Genomic DNA, 21,970 nt, shown 5'->3' with positions numbered 1-21,970 from the left:
TGGTGGAACAATGGGAGTTCAATTCAACGACATAATCCCAAGAAAGGAAATTACCTTAAAATTTTTAAAAAATAAAACTGTGGCAATAGATTCAATGAATGTACTCTATCAATTCCTGTCAAGTATAAGATTAAGGGATGGGAGCCCGTTGACAAACTCAAAGGGTGAGATAACTTCCACATACAACGGGGTATTCTATAAAACAATACACATGCTGGAAAATAACATAACTCCTGTATGGGTATTTGACGGAGTAGCTCCAGTACTTAAAGAGAAAACCAGAGAAGAACGTAGAAAAATTAGACAGGATGCTTTAGATAGTTACTTAGAAGCGAAAAAGAAGGACGATATTGAAGAAATGCAAAAATATGCAAAAAGAGCCAATTTCTTAGATAGCACCATCGTAGAAAACTCAAAAAAATTACTTGATTTGATGGGAATTCCTTATATAAATGCACCGTCTGAAGGGGAAGCTCAGTGTGCCCACATGGTTAAAAAAGGAGATGCATTTGTAGTTGTCAGCCAAGATTACGATGCAATACTGTACGGTGCTGAAAGAATCGTTAGAAACATGACTTCCAACAAAGCTATTGAATTAATTGAACTAAAAGATGTTTTAAAAGAATTGGACCTAGATTTAGATCAGATTATTAATATTGCAATACTAATTGGTACTGACTATAATCCCGGGGGAATTAAAGGTATTGGACCAAAAAAGGCCCTTGAAATTGTAAAAAACAATAAAGTTCAAAACTACATAGATAAAATAGAAAACTATGAAGAGATATACAACATATTTAAGAATCCAGCTGTTACGGATGAATACAATATAAAGCTTAAAACTCCTAAAAAAGAAGAATTAATTGATTTTTTAGTTAACAAAAATGATTTCTCATACGATAGGATAGTGCCATACGTGGATAAATTGTGTAAAATTATAGAAGAGAAAAATACTCAAACCAGTTTGGAAGCTTGGTTTTAAAGTGATACTATGTTAAAAGTTTATAGATTAAATGGACTTTCACTGATACTTTTATTGCTACTAATCTTGGGAGTTTTTATAGTTGGCTTAATGCTACTTGGACCCATTGTATTGGCGGGATTATTTCTAATTTTCCTTTATATAGGCTATATGAAATTTAGAAGGTCCATTAATGAGTTCATAAAGAATATCAAGAAAAAGAAGATAAAAATAAAAAACGAATCCGACAATGGGGAGGTAAAAATAAACTTTGCAAAAACTATTGAAATTAATGATGAAAATAGTAATAATGAAAATAAAAACAAAAAAGAAAGTGGTACCATAACTTTAGATAAACAGAATGACCCTGCCCAAAAGTATATCGAAAAAGATCAAGACCTTTCTCAATTCATTAACTATCTTAAGGAGCATGGATTTGAATTAAAAGATGGTATTTTATACCATGGCGATAAAATCGCTTATCCGATCTATAAAAAATCCTATCCAGTAAATGAAATCATAAAATTGTATGATGAAAGACCAGTATGCGATATTGTTGTTATAGGACTTAAAGGAGAGCCTTCAAATCCCAAATTTATATATATTCTTCCAATTGATAAAACAGAAAACAGAATGGGTATTGAAGAATTGAAAAAATACGAAACAAAATTAAAATAGTGAAACCATGACGATGGTAATATTAGATAATTGTGTTGGATGTGGTGGATGCGTCCCATTCTGCCCTTTTGATGCCATTAGCACATATGGAGTGGCAACAATTGATGGGGAAAAATGTACAGAATGTAAAACCTGTATAAGCTACTGCCCATTAAATGCAATAATATATAATAAATAGCCAATATATCGAGTTAAATAATATAATATCGATAATAATTAGAGGTGACCTGACGTGTATATTGGAAGATTTTTAGTTGTAGGAAAGACAAGCGAAGGAAAGCCGTTTGTATCATACAGAGTTTCAAGTAGGAGTTTCCCAAACAGAGAGGCAAAAACTCTAAACGAAAGTACTGTTTCAATTATACCTAAGGACCTAAATGAAATATTTTCAAACCCATATATTACCTACAACTGTGTAAAAATAGTAAACAACAATATAATAGCAACTAACGGCTCCCATACCGATGTTATTGCTGATAAAATAAAGTTAGGACTTCCAATAAGAGACTCATTGGCCTACTCATTGGTTACAATGGACTACGAAAAGGACGACTACAACACCCCAAGAATAGCGGTGGTTTTAAACGAAAACGAGTGCTACATGGGTTATGTTGCAGATAAGGATATAAGAATCAAAAAAGTTGAATTAGAAAATGGAAAAGGCTACTATTTAAGTACATATGAAGCCTGCACCATTTCAGAAGATCAATACATACCAGTTGAAGGAGAATCTCCAGAAGAAATCTGTAAGTATGTAATGGACTACAAAGAATTTGAACATCCGGTTACTTGTGCAACTGCAGTTATTGAAGGGGATAAAATAAATATAGCAACGTTATAATGACTATTCCCCAGGATAAGAAATACAAATTCCCTTGGGATTTTATTAATATTTTTATATTTATTACAAGTGGAAAGATGAATAACCATAAAATTCCCTATAAACACCCGACTAAACTTTTCATTGGAGGTTTACACGGGGATGAAGGGAACTACACTGAGCTGATACTTGAAGATCTAACAAAGGAAAAGAATTACAAAGGAAAAGTTATTATTATACCAAAACTAACTGAAAATAGCAAATACGTAAGTACGCTGCATAAAGAATACTACAAAACAGGAGAAGGCAAATATTTAATAGATATCATTGACAAATATAAACCTAATTTTTATTTTGAGCTCCATTCCTATAGTGATAAATCATATTCTAAACTAACTGATCCCAATAGGGCCGATAAAATAGGAATTCCACCTTTTATAGATATTGGAGACAGAGTTCTTATAGCATCAATATCACCTGTGTTAAGGAACAAATTTACTCAGGATGACTTTTGTATGACTATTGAAATCCCAAAATGGAAGGTAGATCAGAGCAAAGGTCGAGTTTTAGAAATCTTAAAAATGGGGCTCGATAGTGAGAGTAGAAGAGAAATGATAGAAAGACTTGAAGAAAAGTATCCTGAACAGGTGAGAATAGCAAGATATCTCTCTAAAAAATATAACTTGATATTGTTTTAAACTATGGTTAGAACTATGGTATAACATAATATATATTTAATAAAAGTCAATATTCATGAGAAACTACTAAATATAACTAAAAAATATTATGAAAGGTAATTTGAAACATCGGTCCTAAAGAGACGTGAAAATCAGAATTGTTTATAACATATATACCGAAAAACTACAACTTAAAAACTTGTTTAAAAAACTAAAAAGGTGAAATAATGAAATTTTTCTTAGACACTGCAAATGTAGAAAAGATCAAAGAATTTGCTGAATTAGGAATTGTAGATGGAGTTACAACAAACCCTAGTTTAATAGCAAAAGAAGGAAGAGACTTCCACGAAGTTATTAAAGAAATATGTTCCATCGTAGATGGCCCAGTTAGTGCAGAGGTAATTTCGTTGGAAGCTGAAGGAATGATAAAAGAAGCTAGAGAACTTGCAAAGATTGCAGACAATGTTGTAATAAAAGTTCCAATGACCAAGGAAGGATTAAAAGCCGTAAATGTTTTATCAAAAGAAGGAATAAAAACAAATGTTACATTGGTATTCTCTGCAAATCAAGCTTTAATGGCTGCAAAAGCTGGAGCAACATACGTTTCACCATTTGTCGGTAGATTAGACGATATCGGACATGATGGAATGAAGTTAATTGAGGACGTTGTTAAAATATTCAGAAACTACGACATAAAAACAGAAGTAATCGTAGCTTCAGTAAGACATCCAATACATGCTTTAGAATCTGCAAAAATAGGTGCAGACATTGCAACAATACCATTTGATGTTTTAGATAAGATGTTCAAACACCCACTAACAGACATTGGTATTGAAAAATTCTTGAAGGACTGGGAATCACACATTAACAAATAATTCTTTTTTATAATATTTTTTTATATTTTTCATTTCATTAGATTTGTTATTTTAGGTGATTTAATGAACCATATTGAGATAGACAAAAGAGCGTATGGCTCTATTACCAATTTTTCAAGAGTAATTTACAGAAATGGAATCCTGAATAAAGAGGACCTACCTGAAAAGGAAGATATTATATCACTAAATTACAAAAATAAATTTGTAGCTAAGGCGATATACATTCCAAAGTCCCCCATAATCAAAATATTGACGCTAAAAAACGAAGAGATGGATAAAAAGTTTTTTTACGATAGGATAAAAAAAGCCAATGATTACAGGACCAATATATTAAATTACAAAGATACCTATAGGATGATATATGCTGAAGCCGATTATCTACCTACAATTATTTTAGACAAATACAATGAAATAGCTTCAATGCAAGTTTCATCAAAGGTTATGGAACGTTATTTGGACCTAATATTTGAATGTCTGAGTGAAATAACAGATATTGAAACACTTTATGTTCAAAGAGGTAAAAAGGGAGACAAAATAAAAAGCAGAATATATGGAAATAAAAACAAAATGGAAACGACCATAGAAGAAGGAAAAGCCAAATTCAAAGTAAATCTAAAAGGCCATAAAACAGGGTTCTTCCTGGACCAGAGGGAAAATAGAATAGATTTAGAAAATTACATAAAAGAAGGCGATAGAGTACTCGATATATGTTGCTATACTGGAGGTTTTTCAGTCCATTGTGGCATAAAAGGTGCCAAAGTCGTCGGGGTTGATCTATCGGATAAAGCCATTGAGGTTGCCAAAGAGAACATGGAACTAAATAATTTAAAGGACTATGAGTTCATAGTTGGAAACGCCTTTGATGTTATGAAGGGCATGATAAAGAAAGGTGAACAATTTGATGTTGTAATACTCGACCCTCCTGCATTTACTAAGACTTCAAAGGATATTAAAAATGCGTTGAGTGCATACAATACATTAAACTACTTGGGGCTAAAACTTGCAAAGAGAATGCTTGTAACATGTTCTTGCTCCTTCCATGTTGATAGGGAAAAATTCAAAAACACAGTAGTTTCCTCTGCATTTAGGGCAAAAAAAGAAATTAGGCAGATTGGACCCTACAGAACTCAAGCCCCTGACCACATAATTACGATGGTAAATAAAGATCTGGAATACTTAAAATGTTTGTTCTTTAGTGTATGTTAAAATTCAAAACACGTGGATGGTGGAAAAATGATAGTTAAAAAAAATAATAAATTTTGTAGTTTTTCAAGTGATAATGAGAAAACCGAAAGTATTGTTCCTAAAACACATCCAAGATATAAATCATTGTTAAATCGAGAGAAAATTGTGGAAGCTTTTGAAAGCGGAGTATTGGCAAAAAGTGGAATGATTGCCCATGGAAGAGGCGAAACATTCGATTACTTGATAGGTGAAAAAACCACAGAAATGGCATTGGAGTCTATAAAAACTGCAGCTGCGATGTTGGTGTTGGCAAAAAATCCAGTTATATCAATTAATGGAAACTGTGTTGCACTTGCAAAGGACGAACTTGTAGAACTTGCAGAGGCACTAAACGGAAAAATAGAAGTCAATTTATTTTATAGAACAAAGGAGAGGGAAGAAAAAATAAAAGAACTATTTGAAAATGATATCCAAGAAGGTAGAATAAAACTACTTGGTGTAGATGATGCAAATAAACAGATACCTAATTTAGATAGTTTAAGGGGAAAGGTTTCAGAAGAAGGAATATACACTGCAGATGTGGTTCTTGTACCTTTGGAAGATGGGGACCGTGCAGGAGCTCTTGTTAACATGGGGAAAAAAGTCATTGCAATAGACTTAAATCCACTCTCCAGAACTGCAAAGACCTCAACGGTAACCATTGTAGATGAACTAACTAGGTGTATACCTCTTATCACAAAATACGTCAAAGATTTCAAAAATAAAAATACAGATGAATTAATGAACATAATAAATAGCTACGACAACAATAATAACTTAAAGAAAGTATTGGCACATATTTCAAAAAGACTTGAACAATAAAAAGGATAATAGAAAAATGGATAAAACGACCAGACTAATAATTTAGCAGATTTAAAAAAGTTTTTATTTAATTTATTTTTTATTTAAATCCAAATTTTAATAGTAATTTCCCAAACTCTGTTATTTTTACCATTGCATGATTTTTTTCAACAAAACCATATTGAAGAAGCGGCTCTACCCTATCGTATGCGGTTCTCCTATGGATCCCAAGTTCTTTTGCGAGCTCATCGATTTTTGCCGAACCACCCATATCATTAATTTTTAGGATTGTTTCTTTTGTTGCAGGGTGTTTTGTAATCATGTGAATTCCTTCTTTTGCACTGATTGAAATTAAATCAGGAATTATGGAACACATTGAAACAGTGTAGTTCATATACTCTTTGAATATTATTTCCCCATAGGATGTAAAACCAAACATCGGATTTAAAGGACATTCCTTTAAACTGTTTTCTACAGCATCTTTAGATACTTCAGGTAAAAATGCAGAAATACAGCAGAAGGTCACGAATGGAGAATATTTGGGGGGAGTATTTAGTATCAAATCAATGGGCTTTTTGAATAAACTTTCAATGGTTTTGTTGTCAATATCGACAAGTTTTAACTCATTGTCCTTCATAATATTCGAGCCAAACACCAGCATATCATTCTTTATGGAGATAGGACCTTTTAGGTAGATTTCACCATCTGAATTGATTACACCAAATGGATGGGAGAGATAAAAACTTCTATTTTTTCGAAGGTCCTCATTGGAACCTCTAAAGTTTGAGATGTCATTATAATACTCTATTGCATCGATATTATTCAATGTATAGACATATCTCTTGTTGGTTTCCGTTACTATGGTTTTATCCTCTTTTCCACCTAAATCCATTTTTAAATTTTCCTTATGTTCATAACCCTGTGTCAAAATTTTTGATTTTGAGGATATTTGCGACTCTTTTGTGACATACGATGATATATTTGAATAACTTCCAAAGGATATCTTTGGTAAAATATCTCCTCCAAATGCGGCACAAACTACACTATCAAAATAAACATCATTACAGTATTGATAAGTTTTTTTAAATTCAAAATCATCCGAAGTGGTTCCTCCAAAAATTGGGGTTGTAATCCCTATGATGTCAACAATTCCCTTTAAAACATCTTCCTCAAACTTACAATAATCCATGAAAACCATCATTAATTTGGGCATCATTCCTAGATTTTCTATTGCATCATGTGCCGCCCTTCTTCCAGATTCTCTCGGATTTATGGAAACTCCTAAACCAACACCCAAGCCTACATTGAAATATTTTGAGGCTAAAATCCCAACTGAAACTCCATCTTCAACCATATCGTTGTTTGTTATCCCAAATTTAGAAGTACCGCCAACTATTGGGGTTTTATTACCCAAAATTAATTTTACCCCATTTAAAATTTCCTCCGGATCATAATCTGGTGAAGAGAATAAAAATGCAACTTTTGATTTTTCCGCATATTCATCTAAATACTTTAATGCATCCGATGTGGCATGAGCCCCTGCTTTTAGTGGGTTATCATCATTTGACGTTCCATGCCCAAACTCTATGAACTTCACGCTAACACCAATCATTACTTTCAGCTTTTATATTTATAATTCTGGATTATTAATACTTTATTCTATATATACTATATCCGTATTGGCAAACTTTAAATACAAAAATTAGAAAACTTAGTACAATAGTTTGTGATTAGTGACCCACAACACCACAAGATGTAATATAGATTAGATACATAATCCATACCCATAATACTATGCAAGTATTGTTTATATGCCACAGTGAACTGTGAATATTTATGAATATTTAAGTATACTATGGATATACAGGGTTATATAATAGGTTATATGGGGATAGTATGTCTAAAATTTTGATAGTTGAAGATGAAGAAGATATTTTGAATTTAGTAAAAATAATTCTAGAAGTAAATGGGTATGAGGTACTAACGGCCAACAATGGATATGAAGCCATAGAGCTCATGGAAGAAAGACCTGATTTGGTGCTACTGGATATAATGATGCCTGGGATGAGTGGTTGGGAAGTGCTAGATACCTTAAGATCCAAGGATGATTGGAAAAAAACTCCTGTAATAATATTAACCGCAAATGCTCAAATAGAACATATAGAAATAGGTATCAAAAAAAATGTTGATGGGTATATTATAAAACCATTTGAGAAAGAAGAGCTATTGGAAAGACTAAAAGAAGTTTTATCAAACAATACGGTGTGATTCTATGAATACTATCCCAACTATCAAAAAACTTGGAACAAAACTTACTATTTTTTCAATAATTATTGCAGTAATTCCAATTTTGACGCTGGGAATGGTATCAACAACTACCATAACAGACACAATGGAAATACAGGCCCAGCAAAAAATTACCAATGATCTAAAAATTGCAGAAAATATTGTAAACAACAAAATAGAAAAATTACATGTGGCAGTTGTACATACGGCAAATGCTGAAGAAACTGTGTCCGCCCTTAAAAATGGGGATAGTAAGAAACTTAAAGAAATGGCCAAACTAACAAAAGAGTCAGCAGGTGCTGATTTTGTAACAATTTTTGATAATCGGGGGCGAGTAATTGCAAGGTCCAATAACGAAGTTATTGGGGATTATGAACTACCAAATTTAATTAAAAAAGTATTAAATGGGACTGAAATAAATTCCATTGAAATGTTGGATGAAGAAACCCTTAAAATGGAAAATTTGGAAAATGATGTAGAAATAAATATTTCAAAGACGTATAACTCAGCTGATGTCGATAAATCCATTGAAAACAAGGGGATGGCGTTAGTATCAATTAAACCAATTAAGGACCATGATGGAAATATTGTTGGGGCGATAGTGGCTGCAGATGTTTTAAATGGGGATTACACTGTTGTGGATAAAGTAAAAGAAATTACTGGAGATACCGCCACAATATTTTTAGAGGGACTTAGAATATCCACAAATGTTCAAAAAGAAGATAGCCGGGCCATTGGGACATTGGTTTCTAAAGAAGTATATCATGAAGTGATAAATAATGGAGAAACATACTATGGAAGAGCATTTGTTGTTACAGATTGGTATTTAACAGCATATAAGCCCATTAGAAATAGTGAAGGGGACATCATAGGAATGCTCTTCGTAGGTACGCCTGAAAAGCCATTCATAACCCTTGAGAACAATATTAGAAATCAGTCTATAATAGTTGGAATTATTGGTTTGTCAGCTGCTTTAGGGGTTTCCCTTGTATTGAATAGAAAAATCACCAGACCTCTTGAAGAGTTGAAAAAAGGAGCTGAACTAGTAAGTAGTGGGAATTACAACTCCAGGGTGGAGGTTAAAACCGCCGATGAATTTGGAGAACTTGCCAAAGCATTTAATAAAATGGCAGAGGAAATACGGATATCACATGAAAAACTTAAAAAACATGCTGAGGAACTGGAAAAGTCATATAACGAGTTAAAAGAACTCGATAAAATGAAATCAGACATTATAGTAATAGTCTCTCATGAATTAAGAACACCATTAACCTCAATTAAAGGTTATGTGGAGCTCGTTTTAGATGGAACTATAGGGCCTATAACTGAATCACAGAGGAAATGTCTTGAAATTGCAGAAGACAATATTAAAAGATTAAAAAGACTCATAGAAAGTATGCTCGACTTATCCAAGATTGAGCGTGGAGAACTTGAAATGAATATGGAAGAAATTGGTATAAAGCATTTTGTAGAAAAAATTTTAAGTTCCCTAAAACCACTGGCCGATGAAAAAAATATCAACATGAACCACGATGTTGAAGATATTGCCATTAAAGGGGATAAAGATAGAATAGCTCAAGTGTTAACCAATTTAGTGGAAAATGCTATAAAATTCACACCCATAAACGGGAATATTGGAGTTAATGCTTTTAAAGAGAATGAGTACGCTCACATAACTGTTACCGATAACGGACCAGGAATTCCTGAAAAGGATTTGTGCAGAATATTTGACAGGTTTTATCAAGTTGATTCATCAGCAAAACGGAAAAAGGGCGGTTCCGGATTAGGCTTGGCAGTATGTAAGAGTATCGTTGAAGCCCATGGTGGATCAATTTGGGTCGAAAGTAAACATGGAAAAGGAAGTACATTCCACATATTGTTACCTTTAAATCAAGACGAGGTATAACAATATATTCTATTTATTCTATTTTTTATTAATAACTTTTATAATGGGTAACTGAAATTCTCCTTTCATGGAGATTTTGAATTATTCTAAAATTTAAACAATCTAATACCTTCCCATATTTTTTAAACAATAAGGTATATATAATTGGAAAAAAAATAGATCTTATTGTGGTTTTGTGGGGCACTATATTCACAATTGGGGTGTCTCAATGAATAAAGTTATGGAAAAAAAATTTATAATTGCAACAACCTGTGAAATTCCAGGAATAGATGTCTATATATTGGATATAATATCAGTAACAGTTGATGATCTAAATATGGAAGAGGTAATAAGCAAAATAAAAGAAAAAGCACGATCTATAGGGGCCAACGGAATAGTTGGATTTAATGTAGAAGCTGCAAATGATGGCAATTCAGTTAAGTTAATAGGATATGGTACAGCAGTTAAGTTTGTTGAAGGCCAGTGGGCGATAGATTAAAATACTTCTATAAAATAGCGAAAGTCTTATTTTATTACATTTTATATTTATATTTTTGTTTTTTAGGATCTATCTGGAAATATTCACAAAAATATGTATTATTTAGTAACTAAAAAGAATTTCTTTTTTTAAATTTAGTTAAGTTCCTTAAATTGCTTCCAAATTGGAAATAAAATATTATTTATAGTTTTTGATATGATTTTAATCGAAAATTATATATTGATATAATCTTATATGTGTGGTTAGTACCCCACAAGACCACAACTACCATTATATAGGAGGTATGATTATGGACTTAAATCCCCCAGATAAAGTAGTAGAATTAGCAGGAAATGTAGGACAATATAAAGCAAATTTAGGGGTAAATCAACTCCTATTAAGGGGAATTATGGGAGGGGCCTATATTGCCATGGGTGCTGGACTTTGCACCATCTGTAGTACAGGTATAGCTCAATATCTAGGTCCAGGATTTGCAAAACTCATAGGAGCTTCAGTGTTTCCTGTTGGGCTTATTTTAATCATACTAACAGGTATGGAACTTGTTACCGGAGACATGATGCTTTTACCTATAGCAATGTTTCAGAAAAAGGCATCACTCTCACAGCTTCTGAAAGTCTGGATTTGGGTATATATCGGAAACCTTATAGGTTCCTTAATATATGTGGCAATAATGATATACGGTCCGCTTAGAACATTCAACACCGGAACAGGAGAATTTGCAGTTAACGCATTTGGTCAAACCGCAATCAAAATAGCTGAAGCCAAAATTCTTCCATACGTGGCTGGTGGAGCCTTTGGATGGCTGTCCTGCCTTCTGAAAGGTATTGGATGTAATTGGTTAGTTAATCTAGCTATAATGGGTTCAATGGCATCTACGAGTGTCCTGGGGAAATTTTTCATGATATGGTTCCCAATAATGACATTCGTTGCATCAGGATTTGAGCACTGTGTGGCCAACATGTACTTTATCCCTGCCGGAATGTTACTTGGAGCAAATGTTACAGTCGCACAATGGTGGATATGGAATATAATCCCTGCCACAATAGGAAACATAATTGGAGCAACATTATTCGTAGCTATGGTGTATCAATATGCATATGGTAAAAAAATCTAATACAAGTATGAAAGAGATAATAAAGCATGCTAAAACCACTCCGTCTGCAACTCTATCTTTAATAGTCTGGTCTTTAATAACAATTTGGGCCACAATCTACTCAAAAAATATTTGGGTATTTATTTGTTCTTTACCCTTTATAGTAGGTTTAACTATAATTCCACTAAAAATTTCAGAAATGAACAGTGAACTTTCCCAAAAACTCAGTGCACTATATGGGGCCAGCTTAACTATCAATAAAATTGAAGATGTCACTAAAGATATGCTAAACAGCCAGGTTAAAATAGCAGGAATTATAGAAAAAATAACCTATGGGATCTCGCCCAAACCCACAATTAAAATTAAAGATGAAACTGGAGAAATATATTCCATGCTATTTACGCCATTACCTGACGGTGTAAAAAAGGGAGATAAAATAGAACTTTATGGTGTTGTAACTAAGCACTATAAGTTTTTTGGATTTATGGGGATTCCACGACTCTGGAAACCAAAAATCTATGGTATTGGTGTTAAAAAGTTGGATTGATGGAGGTTAGACCTTGAGCTCCGATGCAAAACCTAAGAAGAAACTTGCAATAGTTACTTGTATGGATTCTCGTCTGGTAAACTTTCTCTCTGAGAAACTTGGAATAAAGAGAAATGATGCCAAGGTTATTAAAAATGCCGGAAATATCGTAACCGATGATGTAATAAGATCCCTTGTAGTGTCGATATATCTTCTTGATGTTGAAAAAATTATGGTTGTGGGACACACAGATTGTGGTATGGCTTCAGCAGATGCTGAATTGATTAAAAAGAAGATAATCGAAAGAGGCGGAAATCCTCATTTCACTCCTAACTTTGAATGCTGGTTAGGTAAAATGGAGTCCATAGAAGATAACGTAATTGAAGGAGTTAATTTAATAAAAAATCACCCTGCAATTCCAAAGGATGTTACTGTTGAAGGATATCTAATAGATATTGAAACTGGAGATCTTGAAAAATTGTGTTAATCCCTTGTGGATGATGCTTTTGCTGACACACTTAAAAACTACATGCCCGTAGAGTCACCATAAATGCATAAAATACCATTTTTTATCTTTAGTATTTATTATTTTATTATTTGTATCAATTAACAATCATGACACATATAAATGTACAAAAATAGCACCCGCTATTTGTGAACCTTTTAAGGAACAGGTAGCGAAGAAAGACCCAAAACTTCCCTACGTTACTTATGATTAATATAGGTGATTATAAATGAAGCTGGAATTTGTCCACACAATTTGTCCTTACTGCGGTACTGGCTGCGGTGTGGATCTAGTTGTAAAGGATGGAAAAATTGTTGGAACAGAGCCCTTCAAAAGACATCCTGTAAACGAAGGAAAAACTTGCATTAAAGGAAATTATTGTTACGAGTTTGTCCACCGGGAAGACAGATTAACAAAACCATTAATCAAGAAGAATGGTGAGTTTGTTGAAGCTACATGGGACGAAGCTTTGACTTTAATTGCAGATAAATTGAAAGGTTATAGCCCAGATGAAATCGGATTTTTTTCATCTGCAAGATGTACAACCGAAGATAATTATGCCCTTCAAAAGTTTGCAAGGGCGGTAATGAAAACTAATAACATAGATCACTGTGCAAGGCTTTGACACTCTGCAACTGTTAAAGGTCTTGGGGAAGCTTTTGGGTCCGGTGCTATGACAAATTCAATTGGAGACATTGAAGATGCAGATTGTATATTGATAATAGGTTCAAATACATTTGAACAACATCCACTTATTGCAAGGAGAGTAATTAAGGCAAAAGAGAAAGGTACCAAGGTTATTGTTATTGATCCTAGGGAAACTCCAACTGCAAAACAGGCCGACTTATATCTCCAAATAACTCCAGGTTCAAATACTGCATTTTTAAACGGTCTAATGAACGTTATCATAAATGAAGGTTTGATTGATGAAGAATTTATAAGAAATAGAACAAAAGGTTTTGATGAATTAAAAAAGACTGTGGAAAAATATACTCCAGAATATGTCTCAAAGATTTGTGGCGTATCGCCTGAATTAATTGTAGAAGCAGCAAAGATGTATGGGAGTGCAGACAAAGCTTCAATACTTTACTGTATGGGTGTAACTCAATTTATACATGGGGTGGACAACGTAAAATCATGCTGTAATTTAGCAATGATAACTGGGAACATAGGTAAAAGAGGAACTGGAGTCAATCCATTAAGAGGTCAAAATAACGTTCAAGGAGCCTGCGATATGGGAGCTCTACCTAATGTATTCCCAGGGTATCAAAAAATAGAAGAGGCTTATGAAAAATTTGAAAAGGAATGGGGTGTTGAATTAAACCATGAACCTGGTTTATCAATTCCTGAAATCCTTGAAAAAGCAGGAAAAGAAATAAAATGCATATACATTATGGGTGAAAACCCAATGGTTTCTGATCCAGATGTTAACCACGTGAAACACGCTTTGGAATCTTTAGATTTTATGGTTGTTCAGGATATATTCCTAACTGAAACTGCTCAATTAGCCGATGTAGTTCTTCCAGCGGCGTGTTGGGCAGAGAAAGATGGAACATTTACAAACTCTGAAAGAAGGGTTCAAAGAGTAAGAAAAGCGATAGATCCTCCTGGAGAAGCACTTGAAGACTGGAAGATAATAAAGAGACTTGCTGAAAAAATGGGGTATGGCGAACTGTTCGACTTCAACTCTCCGGAAGAAATTTTCGAAGAAATAAGAAGAGTCACTCCGCAGTATGCAGGAATTAGCTACAAAAGATTAGGCGTTGATGGATTACACTGGCCATGTAAAACTGAAGATGATCCCGGAACCCCAATTTTACATACTGAAAAATTCTTAACAAGTGATGGATTAGGAAATATATTCCCTGTTGAATATGGGGATCCTGCAGAGCTCCCTGACGATGAATATCCATACATACTTACAACAGGAAGGATAATATTCCACTACCACACAGGAAGTATGACTAGGAGAAGTAAGCACATGGCCGACGAAATAAACGAGGGATTTATTGAAATTCATCCTGAAGATGCCAGAAAATTGGGAATTAAAAACAAAGATCTTGTAAAAGTAGTTTCAAGAAGAGGAGAAGTAACTGTAAAAGCAAATGTTACTGAAAACATTAAAAAAGGTGTAGTATTCATGCCATTCCACTTTGCAGAAACTACTGCAAACACATTGACAAATCCTGCTCTTGATCCAAACTGTAAAATCCCGGAGCTCAAAGTTTGTGCAGTTAAAATAGAAAAAGCCGAATAAATACCAATACCTCCTATTATATATTCTGGTAATTGAGGGATAATATGAATGAAACGTACTACTATGTACAAGCCGCTGATGAAGAAATACTTAATAGAGGAGAGTGCGGCGGTGCGGTTACTGCATTATTCAAGTATCTCCTTGACAAAAAGTTAGTTGATGGAGTTTTGGCCCTAAAAAAAGGAGAAGATGTTTACGACGGTATTCCAACATTGATAACATCCTCTGAGGAACTACTTGAAACTGCAGGTTCCCTTCACTGTGCTCCAGTACTGTGGGGAAAAATAATAAAGAACTACTTAAAAGATTTAAAAATTGCAGTTCCTGTAAAACCCTGCGATATGAGGGCAATAGTCGAACTTGCAAAAAGAAATCAAGTCAATTTGGATAACATCTATATGATAGGGTTAAACTGCGGTGGGACAATTCCTCCAAAGACTGCCATGGAAATGATAAAAGCCTACTACGAAGTTGACCCTAAAGATGTTGTAAAAGAAGAGATTGACAAAGGAAAATTTATAATTGAATTAAAAGACGGGACCCACAAAGGGATTAAAATAGACTATTTAGAAGAAGAAGGTTATGGAAGAAGAACAAACTGCCAAAGATGCGAAGTTAAGATTCCAAGAAAAGCCGATTTGGCCTGTGGTAACTGGGGAGTTATCGGTGAAGATGCTGGAAAGTGGACCTTTGTAGAAGTTTGTTCAGAGAAAGGTAAAGAACTAATAAAAAATGCTGAAAAAGAAGGATACATAAAAACAAAATCACCTTCTGAAAAAGGCATAATAATAAGGGAAAAAATCGAAAATAGTATGATAAAATTAGGTAAAAAATACCAGAAAAAACATCTTGAAGAAGAATACCCCAACCTTACGGAATGGGAAAAATACTGGAGCAGATGTATGAAATGTTATGGTTGTAGGGATGCATGTCCAATATGTTTCTGTGTGGAATGCGAATTAAACAGTGAATACATGGATAAAGGAGAGGTTCCTCCAAATCCGCTTATGTTTCATGGTATAAGAATGTCCCATACGGCATTCAGTTGTATAAACTGCGGACAGTGTGAAGATCTCTGTCCAATGGAAATACCTCTTGCGTACATATTCCACAGATTACAGTTAAAAATAAAAGATATGGATGGATACAATCCAGGATTGGATGATAAACTACCGCCAATACTGGATCCTTCAATCTAATTATTTCTTTTTTGTTTATTTTTAAGCAGAGATATGCAGCCGATAAACACTCCGGCAGATATTGTATCTCCCAATCCTACGGTACTTTTAGGATTTTTAACAATTCTTGATGGCACTAAAACCATTTTATAATCCTGATTTTCTGGTTCTTTACTTAATTTTTCCACTATGGAGCTCAGTAGTTCCCCATACTTATTATGAGGAATTTCAAGTCCGGCTTTTAAGTCGTTAATATCACTTATATTACCCAATACCGCCTTAGTTGATGCAAGTACTGTGGCAAACTCAAGAGTTCTTTTCAATTCTTCTTCAGTTAATGGACTTTCTCGCCTACATAGATACATTATATAGTACATGGTATGGACCTGCACTGCTTCGAGGTTGTACTTATTCATTAGAATCTTTGAGGCCTCAATAATATCTTCAACATGGCTTTTTGATAGTATTCTCTCACTCAAGTCATCGTACCCAATTACATGGACAATATTTGCAATCTCTGTTTCATCCATTCCAACACAATCCACATTTGGAAGCAATTTAGTTACTATTTTCCTTCTAATCTCTTTGTTTTGAATGGATGCAAACTCAAGATGTATCTTCAAATTTTTGTTGTTTTTTCTTAGGAGCTCGATATCTTCAATGGCCCTATTTAAATAATAGTCTGCAGTTTTGCCGTCGTTATATTTCTCTTTAATAGCCTGATAACCAGAGAGTATTGCACAATCCACCATTTCTCCAATTTCCGGTAATTTTTCTTTTAACTCTTCTTTTATTTCTATCCTGAGTTTTTCAGGCCTTGAAGCTACTATAAATCTATTTGCCTGGGGGGTAACTATTTTTTCATCACCCAGCTCAAATTCAAGACCTTTTTTATATTCAAAAATCCGGTTTATCTTAAGGGGGTCTTCCCTATATGATTCTATTGGTTTTTTTAAAATGAGCTCCCCATTTTCAACTGAAGGGTAAAGCAAATTATCTTTATTAACGAACATTTCAGCCTGTTTTTTAGATAGGATTGGAGAATATGCTATAACCTTCCCTACATTCAGAGTTGAAAGTAAATTTGAAATTATGCCAACTTGACCTCCCATTCTTTCTTCATTGTAATTAAGTCCATTGAACCATTCGTTTAACTCTTTGCTATCAAAAAGAGGTACTTCTGACGGCTTTCCTGTCTTCATAGAATGAATAAGCCTTGCAATAAAATCTATGGGACTTTCTATTGTTCTAGGATACTCTTCAATCCTCTTCTTTATCTCATCGGCATCAAATTGATCAATTATGGCCATTATGTCTTCAGGCGTTTTAAAATACTTTATGGCATCTACATTCACATTGTATGCTAAAAAAACACTCACGTCTAAAAAATTATTAAGGTGTTCTTGAAAATTATTAAACATAAAAACCCCCCATTAATCACAACTTATGGTGTACTTGCCGTTATACTGATAATTTTCTATACACATTAACTCTTCCAAAGGAGTCCCTCTTAATATTTCACGGGCAATCTCTTTTTCCTGTTCAACTGCAGGTTGGTTAAATGCATTAACTCCGTGGAGTTCTCCAGAGAATGCTGTTTGTAACTCATACATATATAACAGCTTTCCTAAGGATAATTCATTTAATTCCTCAAGAACTACCTTAACATTTGGAACCCCATGACATGTCAAGGAGGCTTCGGTAGCACTTTGTTCTGAATTTATTATTTCTGATAGGTTGTGATTGTTCAGATTACTTTCGAGCTCGTGGTTGATTTTTAAGTCATACTTAAATTTATTTACCCTCATAAATGTTACAATCTTATCCTTTGGACCGTCTATATAGAGTTGGAGCTGAGAATGTTGATCTTTTGCCCCCATTGAAACTATAGGGGTTTGTCCTTTTCCATCCTTTCCCAAACTTTCAGCCCATAATTGCCTGTACCACATACCAAACTTATGCAATCTTTCAGCGTATGGCATGATAACAGACATGTTTTTTCCCTTATTATACATTAGATAATGAATTACTGCATTCATTAGGGCAGGGTTTTTAAACACATCTTCATTATTGCAGGAGTTGTTCATTTTTATAGCTCCCTTTACCAGCTTTTCAATATCTATACCAAGGCAAGATAATGGAGCTAAACCTACCGCAGAAAGTACGGAGTATCTTCCACCAACGTTTTCAGGGATTTCAAAAAACATGTAATTTTCTTTTTCCGTAAGTTCTTTTAACGTTCCACCATTGGCTATAGCCACTATATTTTTTTCATAATCATCCACTTTTTTCATCATCAAGTTCCTTATGATAAAAAAGTTAGCCAGCGTTTCTACAGTATTTCCAGATTTACTTACCGCAAATACCAAAGTTTTCTCCAAATCCACCAATTTAAGAATTCGATATGTTTTCTCGGGATCAGAATTGTCTAAGAAATAAACTTTTGGAGAACTATATTCATTATAATACAATCCATTTATTGCCTCGTGTACCATTTGGGTACCTAGTACTGAACCCCCCATTCCTACAACTATAATGTACTCAAAATCTTTTGAATGCTCCTTTACTTTATCATACTGGCTCAAATCGGAGTCGAGTATGTCTATAAAACCCAATTCTCCAGCTTCAGCTTTTTCTAATATGCCGTTATATGCACTTTCTATTTTATTTTCGATCTTTCCTATGTCTGCTATTGATATTCCGTCTTTACCTATAACCTCATCCATTACATTGTCGTATTTAAACATGTAGTCCCTGTTCATCGTTTCCCCCATAATACTGTACCTAAAACATTATAGTTTATCTTATTTTTAAAAGTAATGTTTGTATATTGCTCCTCCAAACAATGCCTTGTACTTGTCTGCACTATCGTTGTTTTGCCAGCTCAGGTTTCTATATGCATGATAATAACAATTCTTCATCATTAATGAAAGTGGAGCGTTTGTATCATATGGACTTTTTGGGCAGTTTACATGATTATAGTTGATAAATAAACAAATCTCTCCCAGTTTATAAAATGTCCAATTTAAGGCATGTTCTATACCCCATTTTAAACCATTTTTATCATAATCTTTAAAGAGAACTCCTGTAGCTACGTCAAAATTAGGATCGTTATGTGGATCAGGATTTAAGGATATTACAGTGTCTTTTAAACCACCAGTTTCCCGAGCTACAACTGGGGTACAGTAGGCCATTGACTCCATCTGAATTAAGCCACAGGGCTCCCAAAGGGACGGAACTATGGTCCAATCGCTTCCGGCATACACCAGCGATGTAAGGGGGGGACAGAAACCCACCATGGAAATTACTTTTCCAGGATAGCTTTCGGCTAAGTCTTTCATACCTTCTTCAATCCGTTTTTCCCCCTTGGAAAGCATGACAAATCTTATATCGTGTTCATCGAGTATTTCGGGAAGTGCCTGGAATATTAAGTCAAATCCTTTTTGATACGTGGCCCTCCCAACAAATCCGATTAATGGAGTATCAAGACCATCTTCAAGATTTCCATATATTTCTACATCTGTTCCAGTAATTTTGGTTTTATCCATATTATTCCAATCTTCAACATATCTTGTTAAACATTCAGAGTTATAAAACCATGCGAACTTTATTTTGGGTTTTATAGCATGTGCATCTTCTGAGCTATAGTTACTTATAAATGCGTATTTTCTAGGGTCCAACTTTCCATCACTCAAATTAATCATCCTTTCTATCATACTAGAAGGACCATGAGATTCAAAATCTATTCCATTAATAATACCATGAAAAGGTTTTATACTACTCTGTTTGTTTATGAGCTCAATGGATTTTATTTCTTCTGCATGGGTTGGACTCACAGTATTAAAAGCATTACTAAAGTAAATACCGAGCTCTAAATATGTCATTACATGCCCCTTATAGTTCCTGACCGGCCCCCTGAAAGCTTCGTTGTGTATCGTCATAGTAGTTGGTAGATTGAGTTTTTCGTGGCATTTTGCTACAGCAAGCCCACATGGCCAATCATGCCCTGAAACACAATCTATATCATCAAAATTACTCAAATAACTTACGACCAAGTCTGCAAATAGATCATATTTTACAGGATCCCAAGTATCTAATTCGTTAAAATTTTTGTTACTAAATGCAATTATATCCAAACCAGTAATTGGATGTTTTACCTTTATCACGTCAAATTTAAACTTGCTCCCTTGATACTTAATATTTAATTCAGTTACTTTTTCATTTGGTAGGTTTGAAATCTTATTTTGATGGTCAAAAGTTATACTAACTACTTCATTCCCAATTGACTTTAGAAATTTTGGCAAATATTGTAACACTTCACCTAAACCCCCAATTGATGTCAAAGGTGCTATGGTAGGCATTAATATTGCTATTTTCACAAAACCACTCCCCTTAGATTTAATATATATACTAGTAATATATGTAAATATTATATATAAAATAATATTAACCCGATATTCGACGACAGGGCAATATAATTAAGAGTTGTGAAAAAATGAAAATAGCCATGGTAACTTGGGAATATCCTCCAATCATGGTGGGGGGGCTGTCAGTACACTGCAGAGGCCTTGCTGAAGCGCTTGTTAGAAATGGACATCAAGTTGATGTTATAACAGTAGGTTATGAACTACCAGAATATGAAAATATCAATGGAGTTAATGTTTATCGTGTAAAACCTATAGGACATAATCATTTCTTAACTTGGGCCACATTTATGGCAAACTTTATGGAAAAGAAATTGGGTATGTTGGGAATTAATAACTACGACGTGATCCACTGTCACGACTGGATGACATCATTTGTTGGAACAAACATAAAACACCTTTTTAATAAACCCTACGTACAGTCCATTCATAGTACAGAGCGGGGACGATGTGGAGGAATTCATTCTGAAGACTCACGGGCCATTAATGATATAGAATGGTGGAGCACATACGAATCCCATGCAGTTATAACTGTAAGTAATTCAATAAAGAGCGAAATATGTGGTGCATTTGACACACCTTGGGAAAAAGTGAATGTTATTTACAATGGAATAAACCCTTGGGAATTTGACATTCCTTTAAGTGACTACGATAGGAATGAATTTAGAATGAATTTGGGAGTACACCCTCATGAAAAAATGATACTATTTGTTGGAAGATTGGTTTATCAAAAAGGTGTAGAATATTTAATTAGAGCATTTCCTAAAATACTCAATAGTCATCCTGATTCAAAACTTGTAATTGCCGGAACTGGAGATATGAAGGATTACTTAGAAGGTATAGCTTCCCAGCTAGGATGTAGAGATAGAGTTATTTTTTTAGGATTTACCAATGGAGATTCTTTAAAGAAATTATACAAATGTGCAGATATTTGTGTTATACCATCTGTTTATGAGCCTTTTGGAATTGTGGCTTTGGAAGCCATGGCGGCTGGTACCCCAGTAGTAGCCAGTAGTGTGGGAGGATTGAGTGAAATTATTCAACACGAACACAATGGAGTTTGGGTTTATCCAGAAAATCCTGATTCCATTGCATGGGGTGTAAATAGGGTTCTTTCAGATTGGGGTTTTAAAGAGTATATTGTAAGTAATGCAAAACATGATGCATATACAAAATATAGTTGGGATGTTATTGCAAACCATACAGTTGACGTATATCATAAAGTTTCAGAAATGACAAAATATTAATAAAATTAAAACCATAATTTAGTATTCAACAAAT

General features: G+C 34.0%; 21 protein-coding genes. 17 read left to right on the top strand and 4 right to left on the bottom strand.

Going from position 1 to position 21,970, the window contains the following annotated elements:
* Window positions 1–10: 10 nt before the first annotated feature.
* The 8 genes from fen to F555_RS0106575 all read left to right on the top strand — a co-directional run bounded on the left by fen (window position 11) and on the right by F555_RS0106575 (window position 6,057).
* Complete coding sequence (gene fen / locus F555_RS0106610; RefSeq protein WP_018154436.1) at window positions 11–982, top strand: flap endonuclease-1; 972 nt, start codon at window positions 11–13, stop codon at window positions 980–982.
* A 9-nt stretch (window positions 983–991) separates the two neighbouring features.
* A complete protein-coding gene (locus tag F555_RS0106605) occupies window positions 992–1,639 on the top strand; it encodes a hypothetical protein (RefSeq protein WP_018154435.1) in 648 nt (215 codons plus the stop codon).
* 7 nt (window positions 1,640–1,646) lie between these two features.
* On the top strand, window positions 1,647–1,817 hold the full coding sequence (locus F555_RS0106600; protein ID WP_018154434.1) for a DUF362 domain-containing protein: 171 nt from the start codon (window positions 1,647–1,649) through the stop codon (window positions 1,815–1,817).
* Window positions 1,818–1,871: 54 nt separating this feature from the next.
* A complete protein-coding gene (locus tag F555_RS0106595) occupies window positions 1,872–2,480 on the top strand; it encodes an IMP cyclohydrolase (RefSeq protein WP_018154433.1) in 609 nt (202 codons plus the stop codon).
* Window positions 2,481–2,557: 77 nt separating this feature from the next.
* A complete protein-coding gene (locus tag F555_RS0106590; protein WP_040682821.1) occupies window positions 2,558–3,157 on the top strand; it encodes a DUF2119 domain-containing protein in 600 nt (199 codons plus the stop codon).
* Window positions 3,158–3,363: 206 nt separating this feature from the next.
* Complete coding sequence (fsa, locus tag F555_RS0106585) at window positions 3,364–4,011, top strand: fructose-6-phosphate aldolase (RefSeq protein WP_018154431.1); 648 nt, start codon at window positions 3,364–3,366, stop codon at window positions 4,009–4,011.
* 63 nt (window positions 4,012–4,074) lie between these two features.
* Window positions 4,075–5,217: a class I SAM-dependent rRNA methyltransferase gene (locus F555_RS0106580; RefSeq protein ID WP_018154430.1), complete on the top strand. Its 1,143-nt coding sequence runs from the start codon at window positions 4,075–4,077 to the stop codon at window positions 5,215–5,217.
* Between the two features lie 90 nt (window positions 5,218–5,307).
* Window positions 5,308–6,057 (top strand): 4-phosphopantoate--beta-alanine ligase, encoded by a 750-nt coding sequence (locus F555_RS0106575; protein ID WP_026182994.1) that lies wholly within the window; start codon window positions 5,308–5,310, stop codon window positions 6,055–6,057.
* 79 nt (window positions 6,058–6,136) lie between these two features.
* On the opposite strand, the gene F555_RS0106570 is transcribed toward F555_RS0106575, so the two are convergent.
* A complete protein-coding gene (locus F555_RS0106570; protein WP_018154428.1) occupies window positions 6,137–7,633 on the bottom strand; it encodes an FIST N-terminal domain-containing protein in 1,497 nt (498 codons plus the stop codon).
* Between the two features lie 299 nt (window positions 7,634–7,932).
* Here F555_RS0106570 and F555_RS0106565 point away from each other — a divergent pair, with 299 nt between their 5' ends.
* From F555_RS0106565 to F555_RS0106525, 8 genes are all read left to right on the top strand, one after another.
* Window positions 7,933–8,304, top strand: a complete 372-nt coding sequence (locus F555_RS0106565; RefSeq protein ID WP_018154427.1) for a response regulator transcription factor — start codon at window positions 7,933–7,935, stop codon at window positions 8,302–8,304.
* 4 nt (window positions 8,305–8,308) lie between these two features.
* Window positions 8,309–10,228, top strand: coding sequence for a cache domain-containing protein (locus F555_RS0106560; protein WP_018154426.1), 1,920 nt, complete (start codon window positions 8,309–8,311; stop codon window positions 10,226–10,228).
* A 208-nt stretch (window positions 10,229–10,436) separates the two neighbouring features.
* A complete protein-coding gene (locus F555_RS0106555; protein WP_018154425.1) occupies window positions 10,437–10,706 on the top strand; it encodes a selenium-binding protein in 270 nt (89 codons plus the stop codon).
* Between the two features lie 289 nt (window positions 10,707–10,995).
* Entirely contained in the window at window positions 10,996–11,820 is an 825-nt protein-coding gene (locus F555_RS0106550) for a formate/nitrite transporter family protein (RefSeq protein ID WP_018154424.1), read from the top strand.
* Window positions 11,798–12,346, top strand: a complete 549-nt coding sequence (locus F555_RS0106545; RefSeq protein WP_018154423.1) for a hypothetical protein — start codon at window positions 11,798–11,800, stop codon at window positions 12,344–12,346. The genes F555_RS0106550 and F555_RS0106545 overlap by 23 nt, the downstream gene beginning before the upstream one ends.
* A 13-nt stretch (window positions 12,347–12,359) precedes the next feature.
* On the top strand, window positions 12,360–12,812 hold the full coding sequence (locus tag F555_RS0106540; protein ID WP_018154422.1) for a beta-class carbonic anhydrase: 453 nt from the start codon (window positions 12,360–12,362) through the stop codon (window positions 12,810–12,812).
* Between the two features lie 247 nt (window positions 12,813–13,059).
* On the top strand, window positions 13,060–15,087 hold the full coding sequence (gene fdhF, locus F555_RS0106530) for a formate dehydrogenase subunit alpha (RefSeq protein ID WP_083876336.1): 2,028 nt from the start codon (window positions 13,060–13,062) through the stop codon (window positions 15,085–15,087).
* A gap of 44 nt (window positions 15,088–15,131) precedes the next feature.
* Window positions 15,132–16,286 carry a Coenzyme F420 hydrogenase/dehydrogenase, beta subunit C-terminal domain gene (locus F555_RS0106525; protein ID WP_018154419.1) on the top strand — a complete coding sequence of 385 codons (1,155 nt, stop codon included), beginning with the start codon at window positions 15,132–15,134 and terminating at the stop codon, window positions 16,284–16,286.
* Here F555_RS0106525 and pfkC read toward each other — a convergent pair.
* From pfkC to F555_RS0106510, 3 genes are read right to left on the bottom strand one after another with little or no spacing between them, the layout of a single operon-like run.
* Window positions 16,283–17,686, bottom strand: coding sequence for an ADP-specific phosphofructokinase (pfkC, locus tag F555_RS0106520; RefSeq protein WP_018154418.1), 1,404 nt, complete (start codon window positions 17,684–17,686; stop codon window positions 16,283–16,285). The two genes, F555_RS0106525 and pfkC, sit on opposite strands and share 4 nt — an antisense overlap.
* Before the next feature lie 12 nt (window positions 17,687–17,698).
* Window positions 17,699–19,027 carry a glucose-6-phosphate isomerase gene (gene pgi / locus F555_RS0106515; RefSeq protein WP_018154417.1) on the bottom strand — a complete coding sequence of 443 codons (1,329 nt, stop codon included), beginning with the start codon at window positions 19,025–19,027 and terminating at the stop codon, window positions 17,699–17,701.
* A gap of 48 nt (window positions 19,028–19,075) precedes the next feature.
* Complete coding sequence (locus F555_RS0106510; RefSeq protein WP_018154416.1) at window positions 19,076–20,644, bottom strand: glycogen synthase; 1,569 nt, start codon at window positions 20,642–20,644, stop codon at window positions 19,076–19,078.
* Between the two features lie 116 nt (window positions 20,645–20,760).
* On the opposite strand from F555_RS0106510, the gene F555_RS0106505 reads away from it, so the two are divergent.
* Window positions 20,761–21,936 (top strand): glycosyltransferase family 4 protein, encoded by a 1,176-nt coding sequence (locus F555_RS0106505; RefSeq protein ID WP_018154415.1) that lies wholly within the window; start codon window positions 20,761–20,763, stop codon window positions 21,934–21,936.
* The last annotated feature ends 34 nt before the right edge of the window (window positions 21,937–21,970 follow it).

Source organism: Methanothermococcus thermolithotrophicus DSM 2095 (genome assembly GCF_000376965.1).
In the GTDB taxonomy this organism is placed as follows: Archaea; AGJL01; Methanococci; order Methanococcales; family Methanococcaceae; genus Methanothermococcus; species Methanothermococcus thermolithotrophicus.
This window is presented reverse-complemented; position numbering and strand designations above follow the sequence as displayed.